Origin of the sequence: Ruminococcus sp. YE282 (genome assembly GCA_900101355.1) — a bacterium.
Classification (GTDB): Bacteria; Bacillota; Clostridia; order Oscillospirales; family Acutalibacteraceae; genus Ruminococcoides; species Ruminococcoides bromii_A.
Genome location: FMUV01000035.1, coordinates 1 through 26,751 on the forward strand (window position 1 = coordinate 1; position 26,751 = coordinate 26,751).

The following is a 26,751-nucleotide window of genomic DNA, read 5'->3' on the forward strand; positions in this document are numbered from 1 at the left end:
TCCTGTTGTTCTCTCAAGCGCTTTCTCTCGCCTCTTCCTCAGCGTCTTGTCCGCTTCGTTTTGGCGTTTCGCTCGACCGAACATTTGCTATTATACACAACAACGTCCTTATTGTCAACCCTTTTTTCAAAATTTTTAAATTTTTTTGAAATTTTTTTAAAAACCCAGGTTTTATGCGGCTTTTTAAAACGTATTTATCTGAAGAATATTCTCAGAAAATTAAAAAATTCGAAAAAACTTTTAAAAATTAAATCTTAACCTCTTACTAATCCGCTGTTAAATTCGGCATTAATTTGTGAGATTTCTTTTTCGCCGTCAATATAAGGCTGATATATAGTATCGACTCTTCCGCCGCCCATATTATCACAGCCGTTGCAAAATTCGCATTCTGTTCCGCAGGCTGAAAGAGATTTTTTTACAATCTCAATTCTTTCTTCCTTTGTTGTGTCCTTTATAAGTATTGATTTCATCATATCACCCTCAATATATTATATATTAATTTTAATACGCTACCAATATCGGTGAAATACCGTTTTCCGCATCTGCGGCTCCGATATACTTCATCGCTTTGCCGCAGCCCATAATTACACAATCCTCCGAGTACTTGTGTACCCTAACTCTCAATCGTGTGGCTTCGCTTACCTTTCTTGCAAATCCGCCGAGCTTTGCAAGACCTCCCGTCAGAATAACTCCGTCGGTATAAATATCCCCTATAAGTTCAGGCGGTGTGCTTTCAAGCACATCTTTTATCGCTCCGACAATTCCGTCTGCGATTTCTTCAATAGCCTCTTTTATTTCAGAAGAGGTAACCATAACAAATCTCGGCAGACCGCTGACCGCATCTCTGCCTTTTACTTTAAAAGTTTTTTCTTCAGTCGGTGTTATTACACAACCAACTGCTTGTTTGCAGGCTTCCGCCATATTTGTTCCTATAATGAGACCGTATTTTTTTCTGATGTATTTTATAATTTCGGCGTCCATTGCATTTCCTGCATGCTTAACACTTTTAGAAACCGAAATTCCTCCAAGCGAAATGACTGCAATATCAGCTGTTCCGCTTCCGATATCTGCAACCAAAACTCCGTGCGGACTTGTTATGTCAATTCCGCAGCCAAGCGCAGCCGCCTTGGGACTTTCAATAAGATAGACTCCTCGTGCGCCAAATGTGCTGACGGCGTTAACCATTGCACGCTTTTCAACTTCGGTCAAATCACACGGAATTGCTGTTACCACTCTTGGTTTAACTACTTTTACAGTACAAACTTCTTGCAAAAGTATTGATACCATATCTTCAACAAGTCCCGATTGTGCTATAACTCCGCTGTCAAGCGGGTGAACCGCTCTTATTCCAACCGGAGTTTTCCCAATCATATCATAGGCGTCATTGCCAACGGCATAAATTTCTCCGGTGTCAATATCATATGTGATTACGCTCGCCTCATCAAGAACTTTTCCTTTATTTTCTATAAACACTCGGGTTCTGTCAGACCCCAAATCAATTGCTATATCCATATATTCGCATCCTTATACAGGTATTTCTGATTTCTTATCTGTATCACTTTTTAAATATTATATTATAATATGCGTTGATATTCAAGCAGATATCAGTCGATTTCAACGCTGCACAGGGCTGCGCAGCATATGGTTTTGCACCCGCTTTTTGTCAGTATTTTCGCACATTCGCCCAAGGTACTTCCGGTAGTTATAATATCATCTATTATAAGTATATTTTTGTCTGCAACGCAATTTTTATCAATTGCCCTGAAAACACCTTTGACGTTAGTTTCACGTTCTTTTGCACTGACGGAATGCTGTGGTTTATTCATTTTAAACTTTTCGAGAGTATCATAATACGGTACTCCCAAAATTTTTGAACATTCCCTTGCAAGCAATTCAGCCTGATTGTACCCACGCTTTCTTATCATCTTTTTGTGCATGGGCACACAGGTTACAATATCAAAACTGCAGTCATAATAGTTTTTTGAAATGCATTGACACATCACAACCGCAAACTGCTTAGCGTAGTTTTTATTTCTGTTAAATTTGAAATTTTTAACCCCACGGCTAAAAATCCCACTATACGGAAATGGCGAAACACATTGATAGCCGCCTGCGGCGTATTTCTTATAATACGACTTTGGAAATTGCCCTATGCAATTTTTGCAGGCATATTCATCGCTTAATATGACATTTCCGCAGTACGGACATCTTACAGGAAAAATAAGATTTTTAATATGGGTTTTCAATTTATTACCATTAATATATTGTGTCGGCACGTTGTAAAAATTCCTTTAATCCGCTATATCTTTTTGTTCTGCGGTTATTATTGACCATATATTCAACAGTCTGAGGCACTCCCACGAGAATAAGTGTTTTTTTTGCTCTTGTTACAGCCGTATATAAAAGATTACGATAATAAAGCTGCGGCGGACCGGAAAACATCGGAATAACTACCGCGTCAAACTCGTTTCCTTGGCTTTTGTGAACGGTTATTGCATATGCAAAATCAAGCTCGGAAGCATAATCATAGGTCAACACAGCGGTTTTATCATAGAAATTTATTTTGATTGACTTAGATTTTTTATCTATGTTTTGAATAATTCCTATATCACCGTTAAAAATGCCCTCACCGGTTTCGCCGTTATCCTTATACCAGCTTATATCATAATTGTTTTTTATTTGCATAACTTTATCGCCTGTGCGAAAAGTTCTTGAGCCGATTGTAACCTCAGCCTTATCATCCGATTTGGGATTCAGTCGTGCCTGAAGCTTTCGGTTAAGTTCGGCAGTACCGAGTTCACCCTTTTTGGACGGCGAAAGCACCTGAATATTCTCCAAAGGTGAGTACCCGTAAGCCTTTGGGAGCCTTTCGGAGCATAAATCAAGTATGGTTTCCGCTCCCGAAGTTTTGTCGGACTTATATATAAAGAAAAAGTCCTTGTCAACCTTTTTTAAATCCGGCATTACTCCGTTTACAATTTTATGTGCATTTGTGACTATAAGGCTTTTCTGCGCCTGACGAAAAATTTCGTTGAGTCTTATGACGGGAACAACTCCGCTTTCTATCAAATCGCCAAGAACATTACCCGGACCGACCGACGGAAGCTGGTCGGAGTCGCCGACAAGTATAAGACGACACCCGAGCGGCAAAGCACGCATCACACTTTCAAATATATAGGAATCAACCATAGACACTTCGTCAATAATAAGTGCGTCACACTTAAGCTGATTGCGCTCGTTTTTGTTAAACACCGGATTATCCTGCTTATCCCAGCTGACTTCAAGCATACGATGCAGGGTTTTGGCTTCATCTCCTGTAACCTCGCTCATTCTTTGTGCGGCTCGCCCAGTTGGTGCTGATAAAAGTACTTTCTTGCCCTTGCGCTTAAGTATATTTATAATTGCATTCAACGTTGTTGTTTTTCCGGTTCCGGGACCACCCGTAAGAATCAACATTCCCTCAGTCAAGGCAGAGGTAACAGCTTGTTTTTGAAGCTCGGCGTACTCTATTCCGTCATTTTTTTCGCAAATTTTGATTTCCTGTTCAATATCGTCGATTTTTTCCGCATCAAACTCAAGCATCATTTTTACTCGTGAAGCGATATAAGTTTCAATCAAATGGAGTTGTGTTGTAAATACAAAGTCTTCATCGCCGATTTTGTCGCCTATTACGGAACGGTCAAAAATCATCTCATCCATACATCCGGCTACAAGCTCAGGATTCACCTGAAGAAGCCGTGACGAAATTTCAATCAGCTTGTTCTTTGGCAAACAGGTGTGTCCGTTTTGCTCATTGTGTTTTAAAACATATGTAATACCCGCACGAAGTCTAACATTGCTCTCTGCTTCAAGATTCTCACGTTTTGCAATAAAATCGGCATTTTCAAATGTTACTCCAAATTCTCCGCTGCACAAAATATACGGATTTTCTTTTATTTTTTCAACACAGCCTGCACCGAATGCATTATAAATTTTTACCGAGGAGGTATTTGAAATGCCATACTCACCCAAAAATAACATTAACGTTCTCACACCCGTGTTTGCCTTAAGCTGGGCGGAAAAAGCCAACGCTTTGCTCTCTGTAATTCCTCTGAGTCTTGCCACTCTGTCGGGCTGATTTTCCATAACATCAAGCGTTGACTCTCCAAATTCAGACACAAGCCTTTGCGCCGTTACTGCTCCGATACCCTTTATTGCGCCGGAAGAAAGGTATTTTAATATATCCGCACTTTCGGTTGGACGGCAAATTTCACACACACTAACCGAAAACTGTTTGCCGTATGTTTTATGGGTAATAAAAAATCCCGTAAGATTTACGGTGTCGCCGACGCTCGCCTGCGGCATAATTCCCACTGCGGTTATAAGGTCTTCACCGTCGGCAATCTCAAGAACGGTATAACCGTTTTGCTCGTTTCGGTACACAATATTTTCAACTGCTCCCTCAAGCTGGAGCATATTATTGCTGTTCATAGACATTATCCTTAAAATTTTACTTTTCTAATTATATCTCATTCTTCACAACAAAACAACTTGTTTGGACTAACAACACTCAATATCTGAGCACACTTAAAGAAGCGTAATTTTTCGTTTGTTTGTAAAAATCAATTTTTCTTCATTCAGTTTTTTTATTTCTCTCATCATTGCGCTTCGGTCAACACCGAGATAATCCGCCAAATCAGAGTAAGGAAGCGGCATTGTAAAGGTAGATTTGCCATAATCCTGTTTCATATATTCAAGAAATGAAAGCAACTTGCTTCTCAGAGTTCGTTGTCCGATAACATCTATATGCTCAACTGTTCTCCTGATATTTTGCGACAATACCCTGTCAATCAGCAACGAATGTTTTTTGCAATGCTTTTCACAACAATTAATCAGTTTGTCATATTTTATGAAATCCACCGTACATTTTGTTTTGGCATAAACATAAAAGGATTTATTGTCGGTGTTCGGCAAAAAATGTACGCCGAAGTAATCGCCGCTTCGGTAAAAATCGGTTATGCGCCTTTGTTCCTCGGTATTCATTGTGGCAAGGTAGGCAATTCCGCTTTTTACAATCCCGACAAAGTCATTTTCGGGAGCACATATTGTGATTATTTCACCTTTGTTATACTTGCGCTCAACAGGTGCAAAACACTCGTTTAGTCCCATTAAATCTGACTTTGCGAGCCCTAAATCACTTGAAAAATCGAACACGGCAACCACCTCATAGTGTGTTTATATTTTTTAATATCCACAATATGTTGTTATTATAACATAATAAAGTTGCTTGTGCAACAGATAAATAAATCTTTCTGTTGTATAATGTATCACGTACTTATAAATTAGGATATTAAACACAAGAAGTATAAGAAGGGACAGCTATGAGAATCATTAAACGCAACGGCTCCGAGGAGGAGTTTAACATTGCAAAAATTGTAAACGCTGTAAAAAAAGCAAACAATTCATCCGACACACCGTTTTTGACAGATGAACAAATCTATGATATTGCAGACTATGTGGAATATAAATGCAACAAAATTAAAAGAGCGGTTTCTGTTGAAGAAATTCAGGATATGGTTGAAGACCAGCTTATGTCAAAGGGTGCTTTTGAACTTGCAAGACGATATGTAAGATATCGCTACACACGTTCGCTCGTCCGCAAGGCAAACACTACCGATAACCGCATACTTTCTCTTATTGAATGTAACAATGAGGAAGTTAAGCAGGAAAATTCAAACAAAAATCCTACCGTAAACAGCGTTCAGCGTGATTATATGGCAGGTGAAGTAAGCAGAGACCTTACAAACAGAATGTTGCTTCCGCCAGATATTGTGGAGGCTGACAAACGCGGAATCATTCATTTTCATGATTCGGATTATTTTGCACAGCATATGCATAACTGTGACCTTGTAAATCTTGAAGATATGCTGCAAAACGGAACCGTAATAAGCGACACACTGATTGAAAAGCCGCACAGCTTTTCAACAGCCTGCAATATCGCAACACAGATTATCGCTCAGGTTGCAAGCAATCAGTACGGCGGACAAAGCATCAGTCTTGCTCATCTTGCACCGTTTGTTCAAATTTCAAGAGAAAAGATACGCAGAGAAACAATCGCTGAAATAAAAGAACTTGGTGCAGACGTTTCTGAAGAAAAAATGAACGATATAGTTGAAAAACGCCTACGCAAAGAAGTAAACAGAGGCGTTCAAACTATTCAGTATCAGGTTGTAACATTGCTCACCACAAACGGACAGGCTCCTTTTGTAACCGTATTTATGTATCTTAACGAGGCTAAAAACGAGCAAGAAAAAAGCGACCTTGCTATGATTATTGAAGAAACGCTCAAGCAGCGTTATCAGGGCGTAAAAAATGAAGCAGGCGTGTGGATTACACCTGCATTTCCTAAACTTATATATGTACTTGAAAAAGACAACATAACCGAGGACAGCAAGTATTGGTACCTTACCGAGCTTGCGGCAAAATGTACGGCAAAAAGAATGGTGCCCGATTATATTTCAGAAAAGGTTATGCTTGAGCTTAAAGGCGACGTTTACACTTGCATGGGTTGCCGTTCATTCCTCACACCTGACAGATTCACAGACGCAGGCGTGGGTAACATTGCAAACGCACAAAATTACGAAGAAGGCAAACATAAATATTACGGTCGTTTTAATCAGGGCGTTGTAACGGTAAACCTTGTTGATATCGGTTTGAGTGCAAACAGGGATATGAACAAATTCTGGAAGATATTTGACGAACGCATGGATTTGTGCCACCGTGCGCTGCGCTGCCGTCACGAAAGACTTAAAGGCACACTGTCAGACGCTGCGCCGATTCTCTGGCAATACGGTGCGCTTGCAAGACTAAAAAAAGGAGAACCGATTGACAGACTGCTGTATGACGGATACTCAACAATTTCACTCGGTTATGCAGGATTGTGGGAATGTGTTTACAGTCTTAACGGCAAAAAGCTCACCGAAGAAGAGGGCAAACAACTCGGACTTGAAATTATGCACAAACTTAACGAATACTGTACAAAATGGAAAGAAGAGGAAAACATTGATTACAGTATTTACGGTACTCCGCTTGAAAGCACAACATATAAATTTGCAAAATGCCTGCAAAAACGTTTTGGCATTATCAAGGGAGTTACAGACAAAAACTATATAACCAACAGCTATCACGTTCACGTAACAGAAAATATAAATGCTTTTGAAAAGCTAAAACTCGAGTCAGAATTTCAGGTTCTTTCCCCCGGCGGAGCAATCAGCTATGTTGAAGTACCCAATATGCAGAGCAATATCAAGGCTGTTTTGCAGGTTATCAAATTTATATACGATAATATTATGTATGCTGAGCTTAACACAAAGAGCGACTACTGCCAGGTATGCGGATACGATGGTGAAATACAAATCGTTGAAGAAGAGGGAAAGCTTGTTTGGGAATGTCCAAACTGCCACAACCGTGACCAGGACAAGATGAATGTTGCAAGAAGAACCTGCGGCTACATCGGAACACAGTTCTGGAATCAGGGACGAACACAGGAAATTAAAGAGAGGGTGCTTCACCTCTGATGAATTACGGAGAAATTAAAAACTGCGACATTGCAAACGGCGAGGGTGTAAGAGTATCCCTTTTTGTATCGGGATGCACACATCACTGCAAAAACTGCTTCAATGCCGAAACTTGGGACTTCGACTTTGGAGAACCGTTCACAAGGGAAATTGAGGACAAAATCATTGAAGAGCTTGCCCCCGATTATATAGACGGATTTTCCCTTTTGGGAGGAGAACCGTTTGAACCCCAAAATCAAAAGGTGCTGCTTCCGTTCTTAAGACGCATTAAAGACAAATACCCTCAAAAAAGCGTATGGTGCTATACAGGTTATCTTTTTGACAAGGAACTTAAATCAGAAAGCCGTGCAAGGTGCGAATATACAGATGAAATGCTGTCGCTGATTGATGTGCTTGTTGACGGTGAATTTGTTCAAGAACTTTATGACATCAGTCTGCAATTCAAGGGTTCAACAAATCAAAGAATCATTGATGTTCAAAAATCCATCGCAAAGGGTCAGATTGTATTATATGAACCCCAAAGCGGAAGAATATAACCTTCAATATTTTACAACAACATATACTTTAAATTCCATATTCAAAGCTATCGGACGGTTCTTACAGAGCCGCCCGATTCTTTATATAAATCTATTTGCATTTGTTTAAAATAAAAAACTTCCTTTTCTATATATAATATAAACCCAAGGACAAATAGTTACTGCCTCTGAGGCAACGAATGTTGCATAAAAACTTTCGTGAAAATTATAATATCTCACTAAAATTCTTAAATAGTCTAACGCTTTAGCAGTACTTACAAGCAAAGCATTGCATATAATATATTAAATGGGCGCACATCGTTATGATGTGCGCCCATTTTGGTAGGAAGTAACAGAAAAGCTAATAAAACTTTAGTCGTCTGTTTCTACGGAATCTGTCTTGAATATAAAGTCAACCTTACCATCCATATCATCGGAAATACCGCTGTATGACTTATAGTTGGTTGAAACATTTGAAATGGCTTTAAGTCTGTTTACAAGTCCTTTAACATCGCCGTTTACTGCGTCAACAATTACATCAACGCCCTCTTCTTTGTACTGTTTAAGGCCTTTATTCAGAGTCATAGAACCATCGGCAAGCTGTTTAACACCGCTGAGCAACTGGCTGCCGCCGTCTTTAAGACTTGCAATACCGTCAAACAATGATACTGCTCCGCTTGCAAGTGTTGATGTGCCGTTTTTAAGTGTATCGGTACCGTTCTTAAGCGTTGAAGAACCGTTCTTCAAATCAGAAGCACCGCTCTTAAGGTCGGAAGTTCCGCTCTTCAAGCTTGATGTGCCGTTCTTAAGGTCCGAAGCACCGCTTGCAAGTGAGCTTGAACCGTCTTTAAGAGAATATGTGCCGCCAAGAATTTGCTGAGCACCTGCATTAGCCTGGTCAACTCCAGCTGTGTAACTCAAAATTCCCTGATAAAATTCGTTATAGCTGTCAAGCTGTGTCTTTAAAGCTTCAAGTGCAGCTTTGCCTGCGCTTGCCTTTTGAACAGCCTCTTCTATACCGGACTGTACTTCTTCACCTTGCATATTCTTATCAATCAATGACTGAATCTGAGTCTGTGTAAGGCTGTCGATTGCAGCCTGTGTTGAAGAAGAACTCATCTGTGAAGAAACGCTCTGTGAAATCTGTGCCTGCACATCTTCGGAAATTGAACCTGCTGCAACTGCTGCTTCATACTGGTCATAGGTCATTGACATTCCTGCCGCAGCAAGCACGCCCTCAGTTACCTGTTTTCTGTACTCGTTTTCAACACCTGAACGAATTGTGATTGACTGGCTTTTAACTGTCTCTGTTACCTGAGCTAAAGCCTTGTCATAAGCAACCTGTCTTACGTTGTCCTCACTCAATGAACCGATAAGTGCGCCAAGTACTGTTTGGTAATTATCAATTGTAAGTTTATCGGCAGTAAGTCCTGCTGCTGCAATCTGTTTGTCTGCTGTTGCAAGAAGTGTTTCAAATACTTGCTTTGCACCTGCTTTAAGTGCAGTGCTGTTGCCGGAAATTGTTGAAAGTCCGTCTGAAAGTTCGGCGATATAACCCTGAAGCTGAGAAACACCTGCGTCAAGTGAATATGCACCGTTAGAAAGTTGACCTGCGCCACTGTCGAGTGAGCTTGCACCGTTGTCTAACTGATTAACGCCACCCTGGAGGGTACCAACGCCGTTGTCAAGGCTTGCAGCACCGTCGGAAAGCTCGGAAGCACCGCTGTCAAGGCTTGCAGCACCGTCTTTGATTTGGCTTGCACCGCTGTAAAGTTTATCAACACCGGCAACAAGTTCCTGTGACTTATCAAGCAATGTATTAAGTCCTTTATAAAGTTCCGAAGAACCGTCGATGAGCTGATTTGTAGCGTCTGTAAGTTCGCTGAGCTTGCTGTCAAGTTCATCCATCTTGTCATCAAGCTTTGAGAAATCAACGTTGCTGAACATATCGTTTGTTGCAAGGGTCAAAGTTGTTGAAAGCTGGAAATCTTCAACATCCGCTGTTATCTCAACATAATCGGGAATTTCAAATGAATCTTTGTCCAAGTTCAGGCTGTCCTGCATTCCCGGAAGCGCAAAACCTGCAACATACGTGTGTGAACCGTCGTTCAAAATCTTGCCGTTTGAAACCTCAACATTTTTGAAAGAATCATTGTCAAGCATCATTCCGGTAATCATTACAAACGGAACATATATTTTTTCTTTTTTGCCGTCAATCTTTACTTCTTCATACTGTCTGTTGGAATAATCAAAACGCATTGTTACCTTGCCGCTCTTGCCTGCAAGATCATCAGGCTTTACGGTTTTTCCGTCAAGCTTGTATGTTACGTTTACACCGACAGGAAGCTCGCCTGAGCTTGTGCCCTGATAGTAAATATCATTGCCGTCAGCATTCCACTCATACATATTTTTTTCGTTAATTGTAAATGTCTCATCGCCGTTTACATTTTCAACATCGTTAAGATTTGAGACATCGGTAAACTTATCGGCTTTTGCGGTATTCTGAATCCAATCGCTTACGATTACTTTCTTTGCCGAACCGTTTGCGTCTGCAAGAACATAAACTGTCTCATTTTTATTTAACTTAGCCTTGCTTGAACTGTCCTTATCTTTGCTTGAAGCAGCTTCAGTCTTGGTTGTCTTACCCGAAACCTCAGCGCCGGCAGAATATGAAGCAACGCCTATCATACTGCAAAGGATTGTCAAACTCAAAACTCCGGACAAAACCTTTGGCAAATGCTTTTTTATATTTAAGTTACGCATCAACTTTTACCTCCGTATTAGTTTTCTTGGGCTTAAATCCTAATGTTGTAGCTCCTATTACCTTGTCAAACAACATAAACATTGCCGGCAAAACAAGAACTACACAGAACAAACTGATGATTGCACCGCGTGCCATAAGAGCGCACAAAGAACCAATCATATCAACTTCCGAATAAATTGAAACACCGATTGTTGCCGCAAACAATCCCATAGCACTTATAATTATGGATGGAATTGATGTCTCAAGAGCGGTGGTAACCGCAGTCCTTTTATCGTTACCGAGCGAACGTTCCTTTTTGTATCTGGTCGTCATCAAAATAGCATAGTCAACCGTTGCGCCAAGCTGAATTGTACTTATACAAATCGGAGCAATGAACGGAAGCGACTGTCCCATATAATGCGGTAAACCGAGGTTAATAAATATTGCAAATTCAATAACCGCAACAAGTATAAACGGCAAACTTATACTCTTTTCAACCAATGCAATTATGATAAAGATTGCAATTATTGAAATTGTGTTTACAACCTGGAAGTCCACCGAGGTAATATCTATAAGGTCATTTGTGAGTGCGGCTTCGCCAATCAGCATACCGCTTTCATCGTATTTATGGATAATTGAATTAAGGGTTTTAAGCTGTTCGCTTACTTCGGGAGAAGCGGTTTTATATTCTGAGCTTACCAGCATAAGCTCCCATCTGTCGCCCTTTAATATACTTGTAATTGACTCAGGCAGCGCATCTTCAGGAATCATTGAACCTACTACGCTTTCAAGTCCGAGAACCGTCTTTACGCCGTCAACGCTTTCCATCTCTTTTGTCATCTTGCGAACATCTTTTGCCGGAAGACTTGAATCAACAAGAACCATTTCTGTTGTTCCTAAGCCAAAATCTTCTTTAAGTTTTGTGTTTGCAATTACGTTTGACATATCTTCAGGAAGACTTTCCGACAAATCGTAGTAAACTTCATCGTTGGTTTTGTCATATCCGTAATATGCAGGACCGACAATCACAGCAAAAAGAATAAGGAACACCGGGAATATTTTTACAAGTCCGGTTGCAAGTTTTTTAGTTGACGGAATCAACGACTTATGCATTGTCTTTTCAAGCGGTTTGTCAAGGATTAATATAAGTGACGGAAGAATCGTTACACATCCCATGACACCAATTAAAACACCCTTTGCCATTACAATACCAAGGTCACGACCAAGAGTAAATGTCATAAAGCAAAGTGCAATAAAGCCTGCAATTGTTGTAACAGAACTTCCTATTACCGAACGGAAGGTCTCGTGAATTGCAGCAGCCATAGCCTGTTTGTGGTCAGGATAGATTCCTTTTTGCTCTCCGTAACTGTGCCACAAGAAGATTGAATAGTCCATTGTAACAGCAAGCTGAAGAACCGCAGCCAACGCCTTGGTTATATATGAAATCTCACCCATAAAGTAGTTTGAACCGAGGTTTATAAGAATTGCGATTCCGATACTTGCAAGGAACACAAATGGGATAATCCAGTTGTCCATAAATATCATCATTGCAATAACCGCAAGTATAACCGCAATTGCAACATAGATTGCTTCTTCTCGTTCACACAAATCTCTAAGGTCTGTTACCATCGCAGATATACCGGATACAAAACATTGGTCTCCGGCAATCGACCTGATTTCCGATATTGCGTCCATAGTTTCATCGGCTGAACTTGAGGTGTCAAAGAAAACAGCCATCAGTGTTTCGTCGCCGGAATTAAACGCATCGTAAATCTTGTCAGGCAGAATCTCCTTTGGGATTGACAGATCCGCAATATCATCGTACCAAAGCACGGTATCTACGTGGTCAACCTGTTTTATTTTCTCTTCTGTTTTGACGATATCCTTATCGTCGACATTCTCAAATATCAAAAATGAGAATGCACCCTTGCCAAAGTCGTCAAGCATATACTGCTGACCTTGTACCGTTTCAAGGTCATCCGGAAGATAATTCAACATATCGTAATTTGTACGAGTAAATATCATTCCGAGTGCCGCAGGCACAAGCAAAGCGAGGGAAACGATTAGGATTACAAAACGACTTTTTACAATCGCTTTTGCAAATTTCATCTTATGTACTCCCTTCTGTTTTCTTACCACTTGCAATTATATTACGTTTCGAGAAAAATAAAACAGACAAATTTATTTCCGTGACCTATTTTTAGGCACAAAAATAAATTTGTCTGAAAAAGTACATATATTAAGATTTATATAACAATATATGGCGAAAATGTTGTGTACAAAAATTGTAAAAACTGATTAAATTTTTTATTAATAAAATCAAACGATTAATTACAAAGCACTTTGCCCTATCAGCCCTTAAGGCTTTGTTCGTTAGAACTCCTGATAAACGCGGTTTCGGTTGAACCCTCAAACAGCTCACAAATTCTTGAAATCTCGTCTTTCAAATCGTATTTCATATTACTGCTCAGCCAATCCACCAAAAAACCAATCAAAAGGCTTTTGTAGTACATAATTATCGCTTGTTTATCGTGTTCGCTTATATTGTAATCAACAGCATATTTGTCGATATATTCGGAAACCGCACGTTGAGAAACTCTGTTTATGTAGCTGTAAATCATCTCACGGTTAGGAGAGTTGAATATATGCAACATAGCTTTTTTGTTTTGAGTGGCAAAATCAATTGCAGAAAGAATGCAGTCATAAATCGTGGAAGGACCCGAAACACTGACTAACATATCCGCCTGCTCATTAAGAATTTCTTCCAAAAGTGACGGTATATCGTTGTAATGATAATAAAAGGAGTTGCGGTTTATCCCACAGTCCTCAACAATATCTTTAACGGTAATTTTGTTAAGTTGTTTTTCGTTAAGCAATTTCATAAAGGAATGTTTAATTGCGTCCTTAGTAAATGCAGCCAATACCTCACCCCCAATGGATTTTTAAATTCGCTATAATAGTATAGCATACAACAGGCATTTTTTCAAGAAAATATATATTAACCGCGGTTTTGCAATTACATTTCTATAAATTGTAATTTATTTGTTTAATTCTTAATAATCCTCCGCTTTGAAAGGCTGATTATAGATTTTAAAATTTTAAGATGTACAACCAAAACTATTGTCTATCACTTTTATTTGTGGTATTATACCATTAGAATTTATTTTGAGGTTAATGGGATGTTTAGATTTAGAATACGCACAATGCGCTGCTATATTACGGGCGGATTTGTATTATTAACATTCATTCTTGCAATGATTTGTCTGCCTGACAACAAACAAAATAATGACGATTCTTTAACGGAGACAACAGTTGAAGGAACAACCGCACCGACCTCGCACAAAATCAGCGGAGTTCCGATAATTGCCCAGAACGAACTGCGCGCAGCGTGCGAAACATATGCCTGCACGATGCTGTTAAATTACTATAATTTTAGTATTGACGAGTTTGAATTTGCACAGAATTATCTTATCACTTACCCCGTTGCGTATGGTGAGGACGGAAACCTGTACGGTCCGGATATGAATGCGGCTTTTGCCGGAGATGTCTATACTGGTTGGGGCGTAAATGCGCCTGCAATGGCAAAATCCATGAATAAATATCTTGAAACACAGAAAACCGATAAAAGAGCTCAAGCCCTTTCTAATGTTGAACTTGATGACATTTGCAAAAATTATATTGACAATGACATTCCGGCAATGGTTTGGGTAACTACATATATGCAAGAGCCGTATGTAAAGTCAACGTGGATAGTTGATTATGTTGACGAAAACTCAAAAGTAAAAATCGGTGACACTGTATCATGGCTTCAAAATGAGCACTGTATGGTTTTAGTGGGCTACGATGAAGACAATTACTATTTTAACGATTCGGTGGCTGAAAAAGTAACCGTTGCCAAAAAGGCGGTTGCCGAAGAAAGATATTCTCAGGTAGGAAAACAAGCAATAGTGCTTCAGTAGAAATTATTATAAACAGCAAAATCTATAACTTTGTATAATTTTATTATTATATCAAAATATTACCATAAATTAATGGCACCACACAATGCAAAATGTGCGGTGCCTTTTTAGTATACTATATGGATATAATTAGTTTTAAGTGCAATAAAAATAATATTGCATAAAACAAAAGCAAGATCGGAAGTCCGACCTTGCCAAAGTAACAATCTAAATTATGAATTTGCCTCAATGTAAGAAACAAGAGCGCCTACTGTCTTGATATTTTCAATCTCCTCATCAGGAACTTCTACTTCAAATTCGTCCTCGATAGACATAAGCAAATCAACAACGTCAAGTGAATCAGCACCGAGGTCTTCCTGCAAATCTGTATCAGCAGTAATCTTATCCTCTTCAACGTCAAACTGTTCGGCAAGAATTGCCTTAACTTTTTCTAAAACCATAAAATCCTCCTACAAAAAATTCTTGAACTCTGCCCATTGTAATTATAGACAAAAGCACATATTTTATGCTACAATGGTTTGAAAGGAAAAAATTAGATTTCCTTCTTAGATAATATTATTTATAATTTACCGCTTTGTCAATATCAAATTTGAATTTTTATCAAATTTTTTTATTTTGCATAGTTTTAACTTTAAATTTTAAAATTTGCATAACATAATACTTAAATTTGGAGGAGTTATTTGTGAGTACAAAAAAATTTGCTGTTATCGGACATCCTATTGGACACACAATGTCGCCGTTTATTCATAAAAGGCTTTTTGAACTTGCAGGGATTGAGGCTGAATATACAAAGCTTGATATATCGCCCGACAACCTTGCCGAGGAATATAAAAACACTCTGTCAAAGCTTGACGGTTATAATATTACTATTCCTCATAAGCAAAACATAATTTCGTTAATTGACCAAATTGACGACAAAGCCAAAATGTACGGCAGCGTAAACACAGTAGCTAACCGCAACGGAATTGCAACAGGATACACAACCGACCCTGACGGATTTTTAAAGGCTCTTGAAGCCGCAGAAATACCGATAAGAGGTAGGATTGTAATCTTGGGCTGCGGAGGAGTTGCAAGAACTATGGCATATGAAGTGGTTCTCAAAAATCTCCCGCTTCTCTTTGCCGTGCGTGATGACGACATTGGAATCGCAAAGAACCTTTGCAAAGAAATTAAACAAACGCTTCCTGACTCAAATGTTGAATTTTGCAGACTTTCAGAACTTTCCGGCGACATTGATTTGCTTGTTAACGCAACACCTGTCGGAATGTTTCCGAAGGTGGATAATCAGCCAATTTCAGACAGCATAATTAACCGCTGCGCAAATGTTTTCGACGCAGTGTATAATCCGCTTGAAACCGTGCTGATAAAAAAAGCAAAGGCTAACGGCGCAAAAGCCGAGGGCGGAATGGCAATGCTTGTATGGCAGGCAGTCGTATCACACGAAAAGTGGGACGGTTCTTTTTATGATAAATATGATATTGCCAAGCTGTGCATTGACTCTTCAAACGAACTGAAAAACAGATAAAATTTAACCGTCAACCTAATGCAAACAACCTTGGAGAAATATATGAACAATATTGTATTATGCGGCTTTATGGGCTGCGGAAAAACCACTGTTGGCAAAAATATTGAGCGTATTACCGACAGAAAATTTATTGATATGGATGCCTTTATTGAACAGAAGCAAAATATGACCGTATCTGAAATTTTTGATAAATACGGCGAACAGAGTTTCAGAGATATGGAATTTGAAGCCTGCAAAGAGCTTGCCCAAATGAACAACCTGATTATTGCTTCAGGCGGCGGAGCGTTTACATTTGAAAGGAATGTAAACGTATTTAAAGGAATAGACAAAATTGTTTTGTTGGATATTCCGCTGGAAGCTATAAAATTCAGACTTCGCAATGACACAAAGCGTCCGCTTCTTCAACGTCCGGACAAAGACAAGGCAATGGAGGAACTTTATAACAAGCGTCTGCCGCTATATAAGTCAGCCGCAGACATAGTTATCTCAGGCAAAGGAACTCCAAAAAAGACAGCGGAAGCAATCGTTGAAGCGGTAAGACAAAAATAAATTCAATATTTAACAGAAACATTCTTATATTCCGTTAATATTTTACTATTGAATACGGCACTTTAAAGTGGTAAAATATATGCGGAATTCTATGTTTAAAGCAAGAATTTACGGATTGAAAGGATATTAGGATATGATTATAGTATTAAAGCCATCGGCTTCAGAAGAACAAATTATAAAATTCACCCAAAAACTTAAAGAAGATTATGATGTAAAAGTAAACAAGTGGGACGGCGTTCAGTCTACCGTACTTGGTTTGATTGGCGATACCACAAAAATTGATATTGAATACATTGATGCACAGGATATTGTCGAAAGTGTAAAGCGAGTTCAGGAGCCATATAAGAAAGCAAACAGAAAATTTCACCCTGACAACACGGTAATCAAAATCAACGACAATGTTTCAATCGGCGACGGAAGTCTGCATATTATGGCAGGACCTTGCTCTGTTGAGAGCGAAAGCCAGATTGTTCAGATAGCAAAAGACATAAAAGCTTCAGGTGCAACCCTGCTCAGAGGCGGAGCTTTTAAACCCCGTACTTCACCGTATGCTTTTCAGGGATTAAAATCCGAGGGACTTGACCTTCTTAAAATTGCAAGAAAAAAAACAGGACTTCCAATCGTAACAGAAATCATGCGTGCTTCCCATATTGATATGTTTGAAAACGTTGATATAATTCAGGTAGGCGCAAGAAATATGCAAAATTTCGAGCTTTTAAAAGAACTTGGAAAAATAGACAAGCCAATCCTGCTCAAAAGAGGTCTTTCAGCAACAATTGAGGAATGGCTTATGAGTGCAGAATATATTATGGCAGGCGGAAACGACAAAGTTATGCTTTGTGAAAGAGGAATACGCACATATGAAACTTTCACCCGCAACACACTTGACATTTCGGCAATTCCGATTATCAAAAAGCTTTCTCATCTGCCTGTTATTGTTGACCCAAGTCACGCATCGGGCAAATCATGGCTTGTTGAGCCGCTCGCAATGGCAGCTGTTGCCGCAGGCGCAGACGGATTGATAATTGAGGTTCACAACGACCCGCCGCATGCACTTTCTGACGGTGCTCAGTCGCTTACACCAAAGCAGTTTGACACGGTTGCAAAAAAGGTATTTGCGCTCAAGAAATCAATGGACTCAATAACAAAAAACGATTAATTTGTAGGTAATATAAAAGTTGCAATTTGCTTAATGCGGAATTGCAATTAATAACTGGAGGATTTAGCAATGAATATTGCTGTAATCGGACTTGGAATAATAGGCGGAAGTTTTTGCAAGGCCTTTAAAAAATATACAAATCATCACATTATCGGTATTAACCGCACGCAGTCAACTGCCCAAAAAGCCCTTGAAGTGGGTGCAATTGATGAAATCGGAACACCCGAAACACTTGGCAATGCCGATTTGATTATCCTTGCAATGTATCCGCAGGCAGATGTTGATTTTATTAAAAAATACGGCAAGCATATAAAGCAAGGAACGGTTGTTACAGACGCGTCGGGAATCAAGAGGGCAATTTGTCCTCAGCTCAGCGCACTTGCCAAAGAATTTGGCTTTGTGTTTCTCGGAAGTCATCCAATGGCTGGCAAGGAAACCAACGGCTTTGATGTCAGCGATGCGGATTTGTATAAAAATGCAAGCTATATAATAACTCCATGCGGAGCAGATCAAAAGTACATTGACCTTTTGTCAGAGCTTGCAAAATCAATAGGTTTTACAACAATCAAGATAACAACTCCCGAAGAACACGACAGAATGATTGCGTTTACTTCTCAACTTCCGCATGTTCTTGCGTGCTCCTATGTTCTCAGCCCGTGCTGCCCAAATCACAACGGATTTTCGGCAGGTAGCTATCGTGATGTATCAAGGGTTGCAAACATCAATTCGAAACTTTGGAGCGAGTTGTTTCTTGAAAACAAAGAACCGTTGGTTGAGGAACTTGATATTTTGATTGAAAATATTACTAAAATCATAAATGCAATAAAATCAGAGGACAGACAAGCCCTTGCAGAACTGCTTGAACAGGGACACAAGGTTAAGGAAGCCCTTGGGGAATAGAAAGGGGTGCTTTTCTTGAAAACGGTTCATGTTGACACAGGAAAGCCTTATGACATTTTTATCGAAAGAGGAATAATCGACAACTGCGGCGAATACATCAGCAAAATTTCAAAAGCTGAAAAAATAACCGTAATTACAGATTCAAACGTTGCTCCTTTATATCAGTGGAGGGTACTGAATTCACTTGAAAAATGCGGATTTCAGCCAAAGGTTCATATTTTTAAAGCGGGCGAGGAATCAAAAAACTTAAAGTCAATTTCAGATATGTACGATACCCTTGCTCAGTTTAATATGACACGCAAAGACCTTGTTGTTGCGCTCGGCGGCGGAGTAACCGGAGATATGGCAGGCTTTGCGGCTGCAACATATCTGAGGGGCATTGATTTTGTCCAGATTCCCACATCCTTATTGGCACAGGTTGATTCTTCGGTTGGCGGAAAAACCGGTGTTGATTTGCCGTATGGCAAAAACCTTGTCGGCGCATTTCATCAGCCGATTGCCGTGCTGATTGACCCGGACACTTTATCAACACTCAGCGACAAATTTATTTGCGACGGTATGGCTGAGGTAATAAAATACGGCTGCATTAAAGACGCAGAGTTTTTCCAAAACCTTGCAGATACCAATGCCCTTGACCATATTGAAGATGTTATCGAAACCTGTGTTTCAATAAAACGTGATGTTGTCAACAGAGACGAAAAAGAAAAAGGCGAGCGTATGCTCCTCAATTTTGGTCACACGCTCGGTCACTCAATAGAAAAACTGTGCAACTTTAAAGGAATTACACACGGAATGGCTGTTGCAATAGGAATGGTGCTTATTGCAAAGGCAGGCGAAAACCAAGGTATAACCGAAAGCGGTACTGCCGATGAAATTACAGCGGTATGCCATAAGTACGGACTGCCGACAACCGACAAGGCAAGCTTTGCAGAAATGGCAAATGCGGCAAAAAACGATAAAAAAGCGTCGGGTAATTCAATTAACCTTGTTCTGCTCAATAAAATCGGCGACAGCTTTACCCAAAAAATTGAACTTGATAAATTAGAAGATTTTATAACTACCTGATTTTTATAAAAAATTTGTTTTACACAATCGTATTAATATAGCAAAGCACGGATTGGAGGCATTATGGCAAACGTAAGATATTTACCGTTCACACCAAGCGGCAGCGTCTCTGCCCCACCGTCAAAAAGCGATGTTCACCGCGCAATAATATGTGCGGCATTATCACGCGGAAAATGCACTATTTCTCCTGTTGTCCTGTCAAACGACATTAAGGCTACAATAGGCTGTATTGAGGCGTTGGGCGCTGTAACGTCGATAAAAGACGGTGTTTTGACTGTTGACGGAACCGAACTTTTTGAAAACAGAACCGCTCTGCTTGACTGCGGCGAAAGCGGAAGCACATTGAGATTTTTTATACCGGTTGCAGCCCTCGGAGGAGTAAAAGCCAAATTTGTAGGCAAAGGCAGACTTCCGCAAAGACCAATCGGAATTTTCACCGATATTTTGCCGCAAAAAGGCGTAAACTGCGAAACTGAAGGCGGATTGCCGTTAAGAATCTCGGGAAAACTTCAAAGCGGAAGATTTGAAGTTCCGGGCAACGTAAGCTCACAATTCATAACAGGACTGCTGTTTGCACTTCCATTGCTTAAAAACGACAGCGATATTGTCCTGACCTCACCTGTTGAAAGTGCAGGATATATTAATATGACAATTCGTACAATGTCAAAATTCGGCGTTGAAGTACAGAAAACCGATTTTGGCTGGCACATAAACGGCGGACAAAGATACATTCCGCATAACTACACAACGGACGGCGACTGGTCTCAGGCTGCATTTTTTATGGTCAGCGGTGCAATAAACGGAGAAATAACCGTAGAAAATGTAAACCAAAGCTCCGCTCAAGGCGACAAACAAATCGTTAATCTGCTGGAACAGTTTGGTGCAAAAGTAATTCAGACCGACGTCAGCGTAACGGTTAAGTCACAGCCTTTGCACTCAATAACAATAGACGCTTCGCAAATTCCCGACCTTGTGCCGGTTCTTGCCGTATGCGCAAACTTTGCAGAGGGTGTAACAAGAATAATAAATGCACAGCGACTGAGAATCAAAGAAAGCGACAGGCTCAAAACCACGGCTGAACTTATAAACAGCCTTGGCGGCAATGTAAATGAGCTTGAGGACGGGCTTGAAATCACAGGCGTGCCAAAGCTTTCGGGGGGAAACACAAACGGTTTTAACGACCACAGAATAGTAATGTCGGCAGCAACCTGTGCCGCCGGACTTGACGGTGAAATACTATGCACCGATGCAATGAGCATAAATAAGAGCTATCCCGAATTTTTTAACGACTACAACAGCATTGGAGGAAAAGCGGATGTCCTCGACATACGGTGAAAAAATTAAAATTTCTGTTTTTGGTGAAAGCCACGGCAACGGTATCGGCGTTGTTATTGACGGGCTGCCGGCGGGAGTAAAAATAGATATGGACAAGGTTCTTGTTCAAATGGCTCGGCGTGCACCCGGAAAGGACAAAACCGCTACTCCAAGGCTTGAAAAAGACTTTCCGAAAGTAATTTCGGGTATGCTTGAAAACACACTCACCGGTGCTCCTCTTTGCGCTGTGATTGAAAACACCAACACCAAAAGCGGTGATTACAGTAACCTGCTTGCCTGCCCACGTCCCGGACACTCGGACTACACGGCATTTGTTAAGTACAAAGCAAGCAACGATATTCGCGGCGGAGGTCATTTTTCTGGAAGACTTACGGCTCCGATAGTATTTGCCGGAGCTGTTTGCAGACAAATTTTAGAGCAAAAGGGCATTAAAATAGCCGCACATATCAACAGCATAGGCGATGTGTTCGACAAACAATTTAATCCGATTGAAATCGACGATAAATTGACAGATAAACTTAACAATATGCAATTTACCGTAATTGACGACAGCGTTGAATCAAAAATGCGTGATGCTGTCGAGGCCGCAAGAATGAGTCTTGACAGTGTGGGCGGAACGATTGAATGTGCCGTAACAGGTATTGAAGCCGGATTTGGCGAGCCGATGTTTGACGGCGTTGAGGGTGTTATTGCAAAGGCTGTATTCGGAATTCCTGCCGTAAAAGGCATTGAATTCGGCAAAGGATTTGAGCTTTCAAAAATGCGTGGTTCTCAGTCAAACGACGCATTCAGATACAAAGACGGCAAGGTTGTTACGGAAACAAACAACTGCGGCGGAATTTTAGGCGGAATTACAAACGGTATGCCGATATTATTCACAGCGGCAATAAAGCCAACCCCATCAATTGCTCAAAAGCAAAGAACGGTTAATTTGCAGACAAAAGAAAACGCCGAGCTTGAAATTCACGGCAGGCACGACCCCTGCATTGTTCCTCGGGCTGTACCTGTAATTGAAGCAGTTACGGCAATTGCAATTATTAATTTAATCTGAGGATATTTTTTATGAGAGATTTAAGTGAAATAAGAGCTGATATAGACAACATTGACAATCAGCTTATTGAACTTTTTAAACGCAGAATGGACTGTGCAAAAGAAGTTGGATATTACAAAAAAGAAAATAACATTCCCGTACTGAACGAAAAACGTGAAAACGAGATTCTTGACGAGGTTGAAAAGCGAGGCGGAGAATACGGCGCTCATGCAAGACTGCTGTATTCAAACATTATGGAACTTTCACGTGCCTTGCAACATAACATTGTATGCAGCGGTGAATCGCTCAGAAACGAAATTTTAAACGCAGACAATATAATTGAAAAGACAGGCATAAAAGTTGCATATCAGGGCATTAAAGGCGCAAACAGCCACGAAGCAACGCTAAAGCTGTTTCCCGATGGAAATGCCGTTCCTTACAAAAGCTTTGAAGATGTTTTTGAAGCGGTTGACAAGGGTGAAGTAAAATTCGGAGTTCTTCCCGTTGAAAATTCCACCGCAGGTTCAGTTTCAACCGTTTATGACCTTATTTTAAAACACAGATTTTACATAGTCGGTGCCCTTGACCTGCCAATTGATTACTGCCTTGGCGGATTAAAACAGTCTGATTTTTCAGATATTGAGATTGTATGGTCGCATCCCCAGGCTCTTTCACAATGTGCAAGTTACATCGCACGCAACGACTTTAAGTCCACTCCGTGTGCCAACACTGCCATTGCCGCACGTGATGTTGCAGAAGAAAAACGTCTTAATGTTGCAGCAATTTGCCCTTACAAGGCAGCCGAGGAATATGGCCTGAAAATTCTTGACAATCATCTTCAGGATAACAAAGACAATACAACAAGGTTTATTGTAATTTCCAAAAAATTGTACATTACAAAGGACGCAAACAAGATAAGCCTTTGCTTCTCTCTTCCCCATGTCACCGGCTCACTGTACAGTTTGTTGTGTAGATTCAATTCACTGGGACTTAACCTTACTAAAATCGAATCACGTCCGAGAAAAGGCAAGGAATTTGAGTATCTGTTTTATCTTGATTTTTCCGGCAATGTACACAGCGCAAATGTAATTGAACTTATCAGCCAGCTTGGAGAAGAAATGCCTGAATTCAGCTTTTTGGGAAACTACTCCGAAAGCTGTATATAATTTATTTTAGAAATTTATTTTTAAACTAATATCAATCTGAGATTAATAATTCAAAAAGTATGATTATAATGCCGATTGCAGATTATAATCATACTTTTTTTAACCACATTTTTATCCGTAATTCAACTTAAAAACTGCCAATGATTAACTGCAATATAATCTAAGCGCAACAAATTATTTAAACAGAATATATAAAACAAAAAATTAGGACTGGCATTTAAAATGTCAGTCCTTTGTGTTATGCTTTTTAATTTTAATTCCGATTAAAGCATTAAAAGAATAATCTGCGTTTGAACCACAATACAGCAAGTGATGAAACAGAGAATGTGAGCAGAAGCATTGCTTCAACCTGAACGTTGCCGCCTGTCTGAACATTTCCGTTTGAGCCTGTTGCAGAAGCATTACCGCTTGTGCTGTTTGAACCTGTATTTGCGGAAGCAGAATCATTTGTAGCCGTATCAGCAGTTGATACTGAATTTACTGTTGCTGTTGTAGCTTCAGTTTCTGCTGTTGGAGAAGTGTTTTCGGTAGAAGGTGTTTCCTCAATTGCGGTCACGTGAATATCAAAATAGTCATTAGCCGCATCATATGCAACACTTACTTCACTTGTAGTCTCAAGCTTAAGAGTATACGTTGAACTTATAGTCTGATTATCAGCCTTCATAAATATTGAATACTCTCCGGCTTTAAGCTCTACTGTTGCAGTCTGGTCTGCACTCTGGAGCGGGTAAACGCCTGTTTCTTCAGAATCGTTATATGCGAAATAAAGAACGTAGTTTGCCTTATCTTCCTGCGGTGCAGTAGATGCTTCGGTTACTTCTTCAGTAGCCTCCTGAGTTGGATCTGTTGCAGATTCTTCCGGAGCAGAAGTTGTATCCTCAACAACCTCTGATGTTGTTTCTTCAACATCTTCAGAAGCTTCTGTCGGGTCTTGAACAGGTGTGTTTCCGATATAGTTACAATATTCAAGAGCTACCCAACCGCTTACGCCGTTGTATGTGGTATAACCCCAAACATAGTTAGAATCGGAATCAATCTGCGTAATGTTGAGCATAGTTCCGTTTGGAACAGAAGCTACCCAACCTGTGTTAGTGCCGGCTCCGCTTCTCATATTGAGAGTTGAGTCAACGTTAACCTGATATGTACCGGTTGAATAATCATCGGTAGGCTTTACACTTGGTTCATCGCCCTTTCCGATTGGGTCAGAATCGCCGGAATCACCTGAATCACCGGAATTATTTAAAAGATAAATAAATCCCTGGAAATGCCACCAGCTGTTGCCTGACGAACCCGGATTGGAAACTGAATCATATGTAAGATAGAAGTTTGTGCTTGCCCAAGCGGAGTTTGACAGTGTTACAACTCCGTTATCTATTGATTCAACAACAGCAACATGACCGCCGCCGTTGTATGACCAACAGGCAATTGCGCCAACCTGTGGAGTAGAGCCGTAGCTGTATGCACCGGTTGCCTGGTTATATCCGTACCAGTCCTGTGCATTGCCGTGACTCAGATTTGGTTCTGTACCGAGGATTTCATATGCTCGTCCAAAAGCATAAGCGGTACAGTTTGGCATACCGTATCCTGCGCTGTAAAAAATGTTCTTGCTGCTGTAATAATACTGATTGTCATAAGATGGAGCCGAAAATCTGGGGCTGAAAGAAGCCGCAGAACTTGTAATCATTGACGCCGACAAAACAGTTGTAAATAACAAAACCATACTTAAAATTATGGCAGGAATACGTTTTGCGTTTGACTTTTCTGTCTTTAAGTAATGCAATGAATCATCCTTTCTAAATCTAAATTCGGCTACACAATAAATTACATTTTGTAACATATTGTAAAGTCATTGTAACACAGAAATTCAATTAAATCAAGGGGAAAACAGGAAATAATGCGAAGTTTTTGATATTTTTGCTATTAAATGCGATTATTATTCTATATTAGAAAATCAATTGCCTTATTACCATATATTTCCTGAATACACTTGCTTACAAAACCTAAAATTTATATATAAATTAATATTATGTTTAAATATTTATAAACATATTGACAAGTAGGTACAATAACTGTATAATTACAGTGTATATAAATATTAACTATATTAATAAATAAAACCGACAAATAAATTTTAAGAATAATTCTGTTTTGAGGTCTTGTAGACAAAGGCTCGCTTAATCTGGCGGCTTACGACACAGACCATAACGGCACAGTTGATATTGTTGATACAACTAATATTCAAAAACATCTTGCAACGCTTATAGTGCTTGGTTAATAAGCAAAACCACTTATCTCTAACGTCAATTAATGTTGATTGACGTGTGTTTGTGATACAATACCTCAATTCATTTCAAAGGACAGGGCAGTCGAATTTTCGGCTGTTCTGTTCTTTTTTCTGCTTTTGTACATCATATTCCCTGTTATATTCACCGGGGATATATACACAGCATATAATGTATTTGAAAACATTTGGAGGCGAAATAATTGAAACATAAGGACTGCAGCAACACAAAGGTTGATTACGGCGGCGAATCGCTTGTAATAAACATTAACAAAGCCACAAAGGAAAATCCGTTTTACCGCCGCACATTGTGGACAGGAGAACATTTGCAAGTAACATTGATGAGCATTCCGAGGGGCGGAGAAATAGGGCTTGAAATTCACCCAGAAGTTGACCAATTCATACGGCTTGAAAGCGGTTTTGGTTTTGTAAAAATGGGGAAATGTAAAAATAATTTAAGCGAAACCTTTAAAATCAACGGAAATTTTGCGGTAATTGTTCCCGCCGGAACATGGCATAATATTATAAACATCGGCAATACTCCGCTAAAACTTTATTCAATATATGCCCCACCCCAGCATCCGTTCGGCACTGTTCATAAAACAAGAAAAGAAGCAGAGCAGCAGGGCGATTAAAATATAAAGTTACCAATACGACAAAAGGCGCTGTGAAGAAACGAAGCTAAAAGCTTCCGACTTCACAGCGCCCTCTTTTTTGCAGCAGTTATGCGGAAAAATGTTGAAAAAACCGCACGTTTCCCCTTACCCCAAAGGAACAGCTCTTTGAATATCACGCAGCCTTTTGGAGTCTGTTTTGCTTGTTATAGAATTTGTGGAGGTTAAACCCGATAGAAACCAGATAAATCTCCAGTTTAACCCTTTGCTGACCTTTTCGCACCATTCGTTTGTACCAACGGTCATACTTGATGACGCCAAAGGTGCCTTCGGCTTGTATCGAGCGGTTCGTTC

General features: G+C 39.9%; 22 protein-coding genes and 1 pseudogene. 12 read left to right on the plus strand and 11 right to left on the minus strand.

Features of this window, described 5'->3' with window-relative positions; translation table 11 throughout:
- Positions 1 to 254 precede the first annotated feature (254 nt).
- The 5 genes from BLP46_RS09990 to BLP46_RS10010 form a co-directional block, all read right to left on the minus strand.
- Positions 255 to 473 (minus strand): hypothetical protein, encoded by a 219-nt coding sequence (locus BLP46_RS09990; protein ID WP_353961313.1) that lies wholly within the window; start codon positions 471 to 473, stop codon positions 255 to 257.
- Between the two features lie 28 nt (positions 474 to 501).
- Positions 502 to 1,512, minus strand: a complete 1,011-nt coding sequence (locus tag BLP46_RS09995) for a rod shape-determining protein (RefSeq protein WP_092978628.1) — start codon at positions 1,510 to 1,512, stop codon at positions 502 to 504.
- A gap of 92 nt (positions 1,513 to 1,604) precedes the next feature.
- The gene (locus tag BLP46_RS10000; protein WP_143000482.1) at positions 1,605 to 2,246 is read right to left on the minus strand and encodes a ComF family protein; all 642 of its coding nucleotides are present in this window, start codon (positions 2,244 to 2,246) and stop codon (positions 1,605 to 1,607) included.
- A 10-nt stretch (positions 2,247 to 2,256) separates the two neighbouring features.
- Positions 2,257 to 4,470 (minus strand): SF1B family DNA helicase RecD2, encoded by a 2,214-nt coding sequence (gene recD2 / locus BLP46_RS10005; RefSeq protein WP_092978631.1) that lies wholly within the window; start codon positions 4,468 to 4,470, stop codon positions 2,257 to 2,259.
- 96 nt (positions 4,471 to 4,566) lie between these two features.
- Positions 4,567 to 5,193, minus strand: a complete 627-nt coding sequence (locus BLP46_RS10010; protein ID WP_092978632.1) for a Crp/Fnr family transcriptional regulator — start codon at positions 5,191 to 5,193, stop codon at positions 4,567 to 4,569.
- Positions 5,194 to 5,360: 167 nt separating this feature from the next.
- On the opposite strand from BLP46_RS10010, the gene nrdD reads away from it, so the two are divergent.
- Together nrdD and nrdG are read left to right on the plus strand one after the other, a co-directional pair.
- A complete protein-coding gene (gene nrdD / locus BLP46_RS10015; protein ID WP_092978634.1) occupies positions 5,361 to 7,556 on the plus strand; it encodes an anaerobic ribonucleoside-triphosphate reductase in 2,196 nt (731 codons plus the stop codon).
- The gene (nrdG, locus tag BLP46_RS10020) at positions 7,556 to 8,092 is read left to right on the plus strand and encodes an anaerobic ribonucleoside-triphosphate reductase activating protein (RefSeq protein WP_092978635.1); all 537 of its coding nucleotides are present in this window, start codon (positions 7,556 to 7,558) and stop codon (positions 8,090 to 8,092) included. Before nrdD ends, nrdG begins: the two co-directional genes overlap by 1 nt.
- A gap of 351 nt (positions 8,093 to 8,443) precedes the next feature.
- Here the strand turns inward: nrdG and BLP46_RS10025 are convergent, their stop codons facing one another.
- The 3 genes from BLP46_RS10025 to BLP46_RS10035 form a co-directional block, all read right to left on the minus strand.
- Entirely contained in the window at positions 8,444 to 10,834 is a 2,391-nt protein-coding gene (locus BLP46_RS10025; RefSeq protein ID WP_318259583.1) for a hypothetical protein, read from the minus strand.
- Positions 10,827 to 12,923 (minus strand): efflux RND transporter permease subunit, encoded by a 2,097-nt coding sequence (locus tag BLP46_RS10030; RefSeq protein WP_092978637.1) that lies wholly within the window; start codon positions 12,921 to 12,923, stop codon positions 10,827 to 10,829. Before BLP46_RS10030 ends, BLP46_RS10025 begins: the two co-directional genes overlap by 8 nt.
- 242 nt (positions 12,924 to 13,165) lie before the next feature.
- Complete coding sequence (locus tag BLP46_RS10035; RefSeq protein ID WP_092978638.1) at positions 13,166 to 13,735, minus strand: TetR-like C-terminal domain-containing protein; 570 nt, start codon at positions 13,733 to 13,735, stop codon at positions 13,166 to 13,168.
- Positions 13,736 to 13,993: 258 nt separating this feature from the next.
- On the opposite strand from BLP46_RS10035, the gene BLP46_RS10040 reads away from it, so the two are divergent.
- Entirely contained in the window at positions 13,994 to 14,773 is a 780-nt protein-coding gene (locus BLP46_RS10040; RefSeq protein ID WP_092978639.1) for a C39 family peptidase, read from the plus strand.
- Between the two features lie 212 nt (positions 14,774 to 14,985).
- Here the strand turns inward: BLP46_RS10040 and acpP are convergent, their stop codons facing one another.
- Complete coding sequence (acpP, locus tag BLP46_RS10045; RefSeq protein WP_092978641.1) at positions 14,986 to 15,213, minus strand: acyl carrier protein; 228 nt, start codon at positions 15,211 to 15,213, stop codon at positions 14,986 to 14,988.
- 242 nt (positions 15,214 to 15,455) lie between these two features.
- Between acpP and BLP46_RS10050 the strand changes: the two genes are divergently transcribed.
- From BLP46_RS10050 to pheA, 8 genes are all read left to right on the plus strand, one after another.
- Entirely contained in the window at positions 15,456 to 16,298 is an 843-nt protein-coding gene (locus BLP46_RS10050) for a shikimate dehydrogenase family protein (RefSeq protein ID WP_092978642.1), read from the plus strand.
- Positions 16,299 to 16,340: 42 nt separating this feature from the next.
- Positions 16,341 to 16,847 carry a shikimate kinase gene (locus tag BLP46_RS10055; protein ID WP_318259584.1) on the plus strand — a complete coding sequence of 169 codons (507 nt, stop codon included), beginning with the start codon at positions 16,341 to 16,343 and terminating at the stop codon, positions 16,845 to 16,847.
- Positions 16,848 to 16,980: 133 nt separating this feature from the next.
- Positions 16,981 to 18,006 (plus strand): 3-deoxy-7-phosphoheptulonate synthase, encoded by a 1,026-nt coding sequence (gene aroF, locus BLP46_RS10060; protein WP_092978645.1) that lies wholly within the window; start codon positions 16,981 to 16,983, stop codon positions 18,004 to 18,006.
- Positions 18,007 to 18,075: 69 nt separating this feature from the next.
- The gene (locus BLP46_RS10065) at positions 18,076 to 18,906 is read left to right on the plus strand and encodes a prephenate dehydrogenase (RefSeq protein WP_092978647.1); all 831 of its coding nucleotides are present in this window, start codon (positions 18,076 to 18,078) and stop codon (positions 18,904 to 18,906) included.
- 15 nt (positions 18,907 to 18,921) lie between these two features.
- Positions 18,922 to 19,971: a 3-dehydroquinate synthase gene (gene aroB, locus BLP46_RS10070; RefSeq protein WP_092978648.1), complete on the plus strand. Its 1,050-nt coding sequence runs from the start codon at positions 18,922 to 18,924 to the stop codon at positions 19,969 to 19,971.
- Between the two features lie 63 nt (positions 19,972 to 20,034).
- Positions 20,035 to 21,306 carry a 3-phosphoshikimate 1-carboxyvinyltransferase gene (aroA, locus tag BLP46_RS10075; protein ID WP_092978649.1) on the plus strand — a complete coding sequence of 424 codons (1,272 nt, stop codon included), beginning with the start codon at positions 20,035 to 20,037 and terminating at the stop codon, positions 21,304 to 21,306.
- The gene (gene aroC, locus BLP46_RS10080) at positions 21,287 to 22,357 is read left to right on the plus strand and encodes a chorismate synthase (protein ID WP_092978650.1); all 1,071 of its coding nucleotides are present in this window, start codon (positions 21,287 to 21,289) and stop codon (positions 22,355 to 22,357) included. The genes aroA and aroC overlap by 20 nt, the downstream gene beginning before the upstream one ends.
- 11 nt (positions 22,358 to 22,368) lie before the next feature.
- Complete coding sequence (gene pheA / locus BLP46_RS10085) at positions 22,369 to 23,502, plus strand: prephenate dehydratase (protein WP_092978651.1); 1,134 nt, start codon at positions 22,369 to 22,371, stop codon at positions 23,500 to 23,502.
- Positions 23,503 to 23,773: 271 nt separating this feature from the next.
- Here the strand turns inward: pheA and BLP46_RS10090 are convergent, their stop codons facing one another.
- Positions 23,774 to 25,282, minus strand: a complete 1,509-nt coding sequence (locus BLP46_RS10090; protein WP_167669244.1) for a CHAP domain-containing protein — start codon at positions 25,280 to 25,282, stop codon at positions 23,774 to 23,776.
- Between the two features lie 737 nt (positions 25,283 to 26,019).
- On the opposite strand from BLP46_RS10090, the pseudogene BLP46_RS10095 reads away from it, so the two are divergent.
- Positions 26,020 to 26,418 (plus strand): annotated as a pseudogene (locus BLP46_RS10095) (cupin domain-containing protein); the annotation flags it as partial.
- Positions 26,419 to 26,572: 154 nt separating this feature from the next.
- On the opposite strand, the gene BLP46_RS10100 reads toward BLP46_RS10095, so the two are convergent.
- Positions 26,573 to 26,737 carry a transposase gene (locus tag BLP46_RS10100; protein ID WP_318259585.1) on the minus strand — a complete coding sequence of 55 codons (165 nt, stop codon included), beginning with the start codon at positions 26,735 to 26,737 and terminating at the stop codon, positions 26,573 to 26,575.
- Positions 26,738 to 26,751 lie beyond the last annotated feature (14 nt).

Bases quoted from the DNA above. Each gene is read 5' to 3' on its own strand.
- nrdG (WP_092978635.1), top strand. From the start codon at position 7,556: ATGAATTACGGAGAAATTAAAAACTGCGACATTGCAAACGGCGAGGGT.
- BLP46_RS10030 (WP_092978637.1), bottom strand. From the start codon at position 12,923: ATGAAATTTGCAAAAGCGATTGTAAAAAGTCGTTTTGTAATCCTAATC.
- BLP46_RS10040 (WP_092978639.1), top strand. From the start codon at position 13,994: ATGTTTAGATTTAGAATACGCACAATGCGCTGCTATATTACGGGCGGA.
- aroF (WP_092978645.1), top strand. From the start codon at position 16,981: ATGATTATAGTATTAAAGCCATCGGCTTCAGAAGAACAAATTATAAAA.
- BLP46_RS09995 (WP_092978628.1), bottom strand. From the start codon at position 1,512: ATGGATATAGCAATTGATTTGGGGTCTGACAGAACCCGAGTGTTTATA.
- BLP46_RS10025 (WP_318259583.1), bottom strand. From the start codon at position 10,834: ATGCGTAACTTAAATATAAAAAAGCATTTGCCAAAGGTTTTGTCCGGA.
- aroC (WP_092978650.1), top strand. From the start codon at position 21,287: ATGTCCTCGACATACGGTGAAAAAATTAAAATTTCTGTTTTTGGTGAA.
- nrdD (WP_092978634.1), top strand. From the start codon at position 5,361: ATGAGAATCATTAAACGCAACGGCTCCGAGGAGGAGTTTAACATTGCA.
- BLP46_RS10065 (WP_092978647.1), top strand. From the start codon at position 18,076: ATGAATATTGCTGTAATCGGACTTGGAATAATAGGCGGAAGTTTTTGC.
- aroA (WP_092978649.1), top strand. From the start codon at position 20,035: ATGGCAAACGTAAGATATTTACCGTTCACACCAAGCGGCAGCGTCTCT.
- recD2 (WP_092978631.1), bottom strand. From the start codon at position 4,470: ATGAACAGCAATAATATGCTCCAGCTTGAGGGAGCAGTTGAAAATATT.
- BLP46_RS09990 (WP_353961313.1), bottom strand. From the start codon at position 473: ATGATGAAATCAATACTTATAAAGGACACAACAAAGGAAGAAAGAATT.
- acpP (WP_092978641.1), bottom strand. From the start codon at position 15,213: ATGGTTTTAGAAAAAGTTAAGGCAATTCTTGCCGAACAGTTTGACGTT.
- BLP46_RS10055 (WP_318259584.1), top strand. From the start codon at position 16,341: ATGAACAATATTGTATTATGCGGCTTTATGGGCTGCGGAAAAACCACT.
- pheA (WP_092978651.1), top strand. From the start codon at position 22,369: ATGAGAGATTTAAGTGAAATAAGAGCTGATATAGACAACATTGACAAT.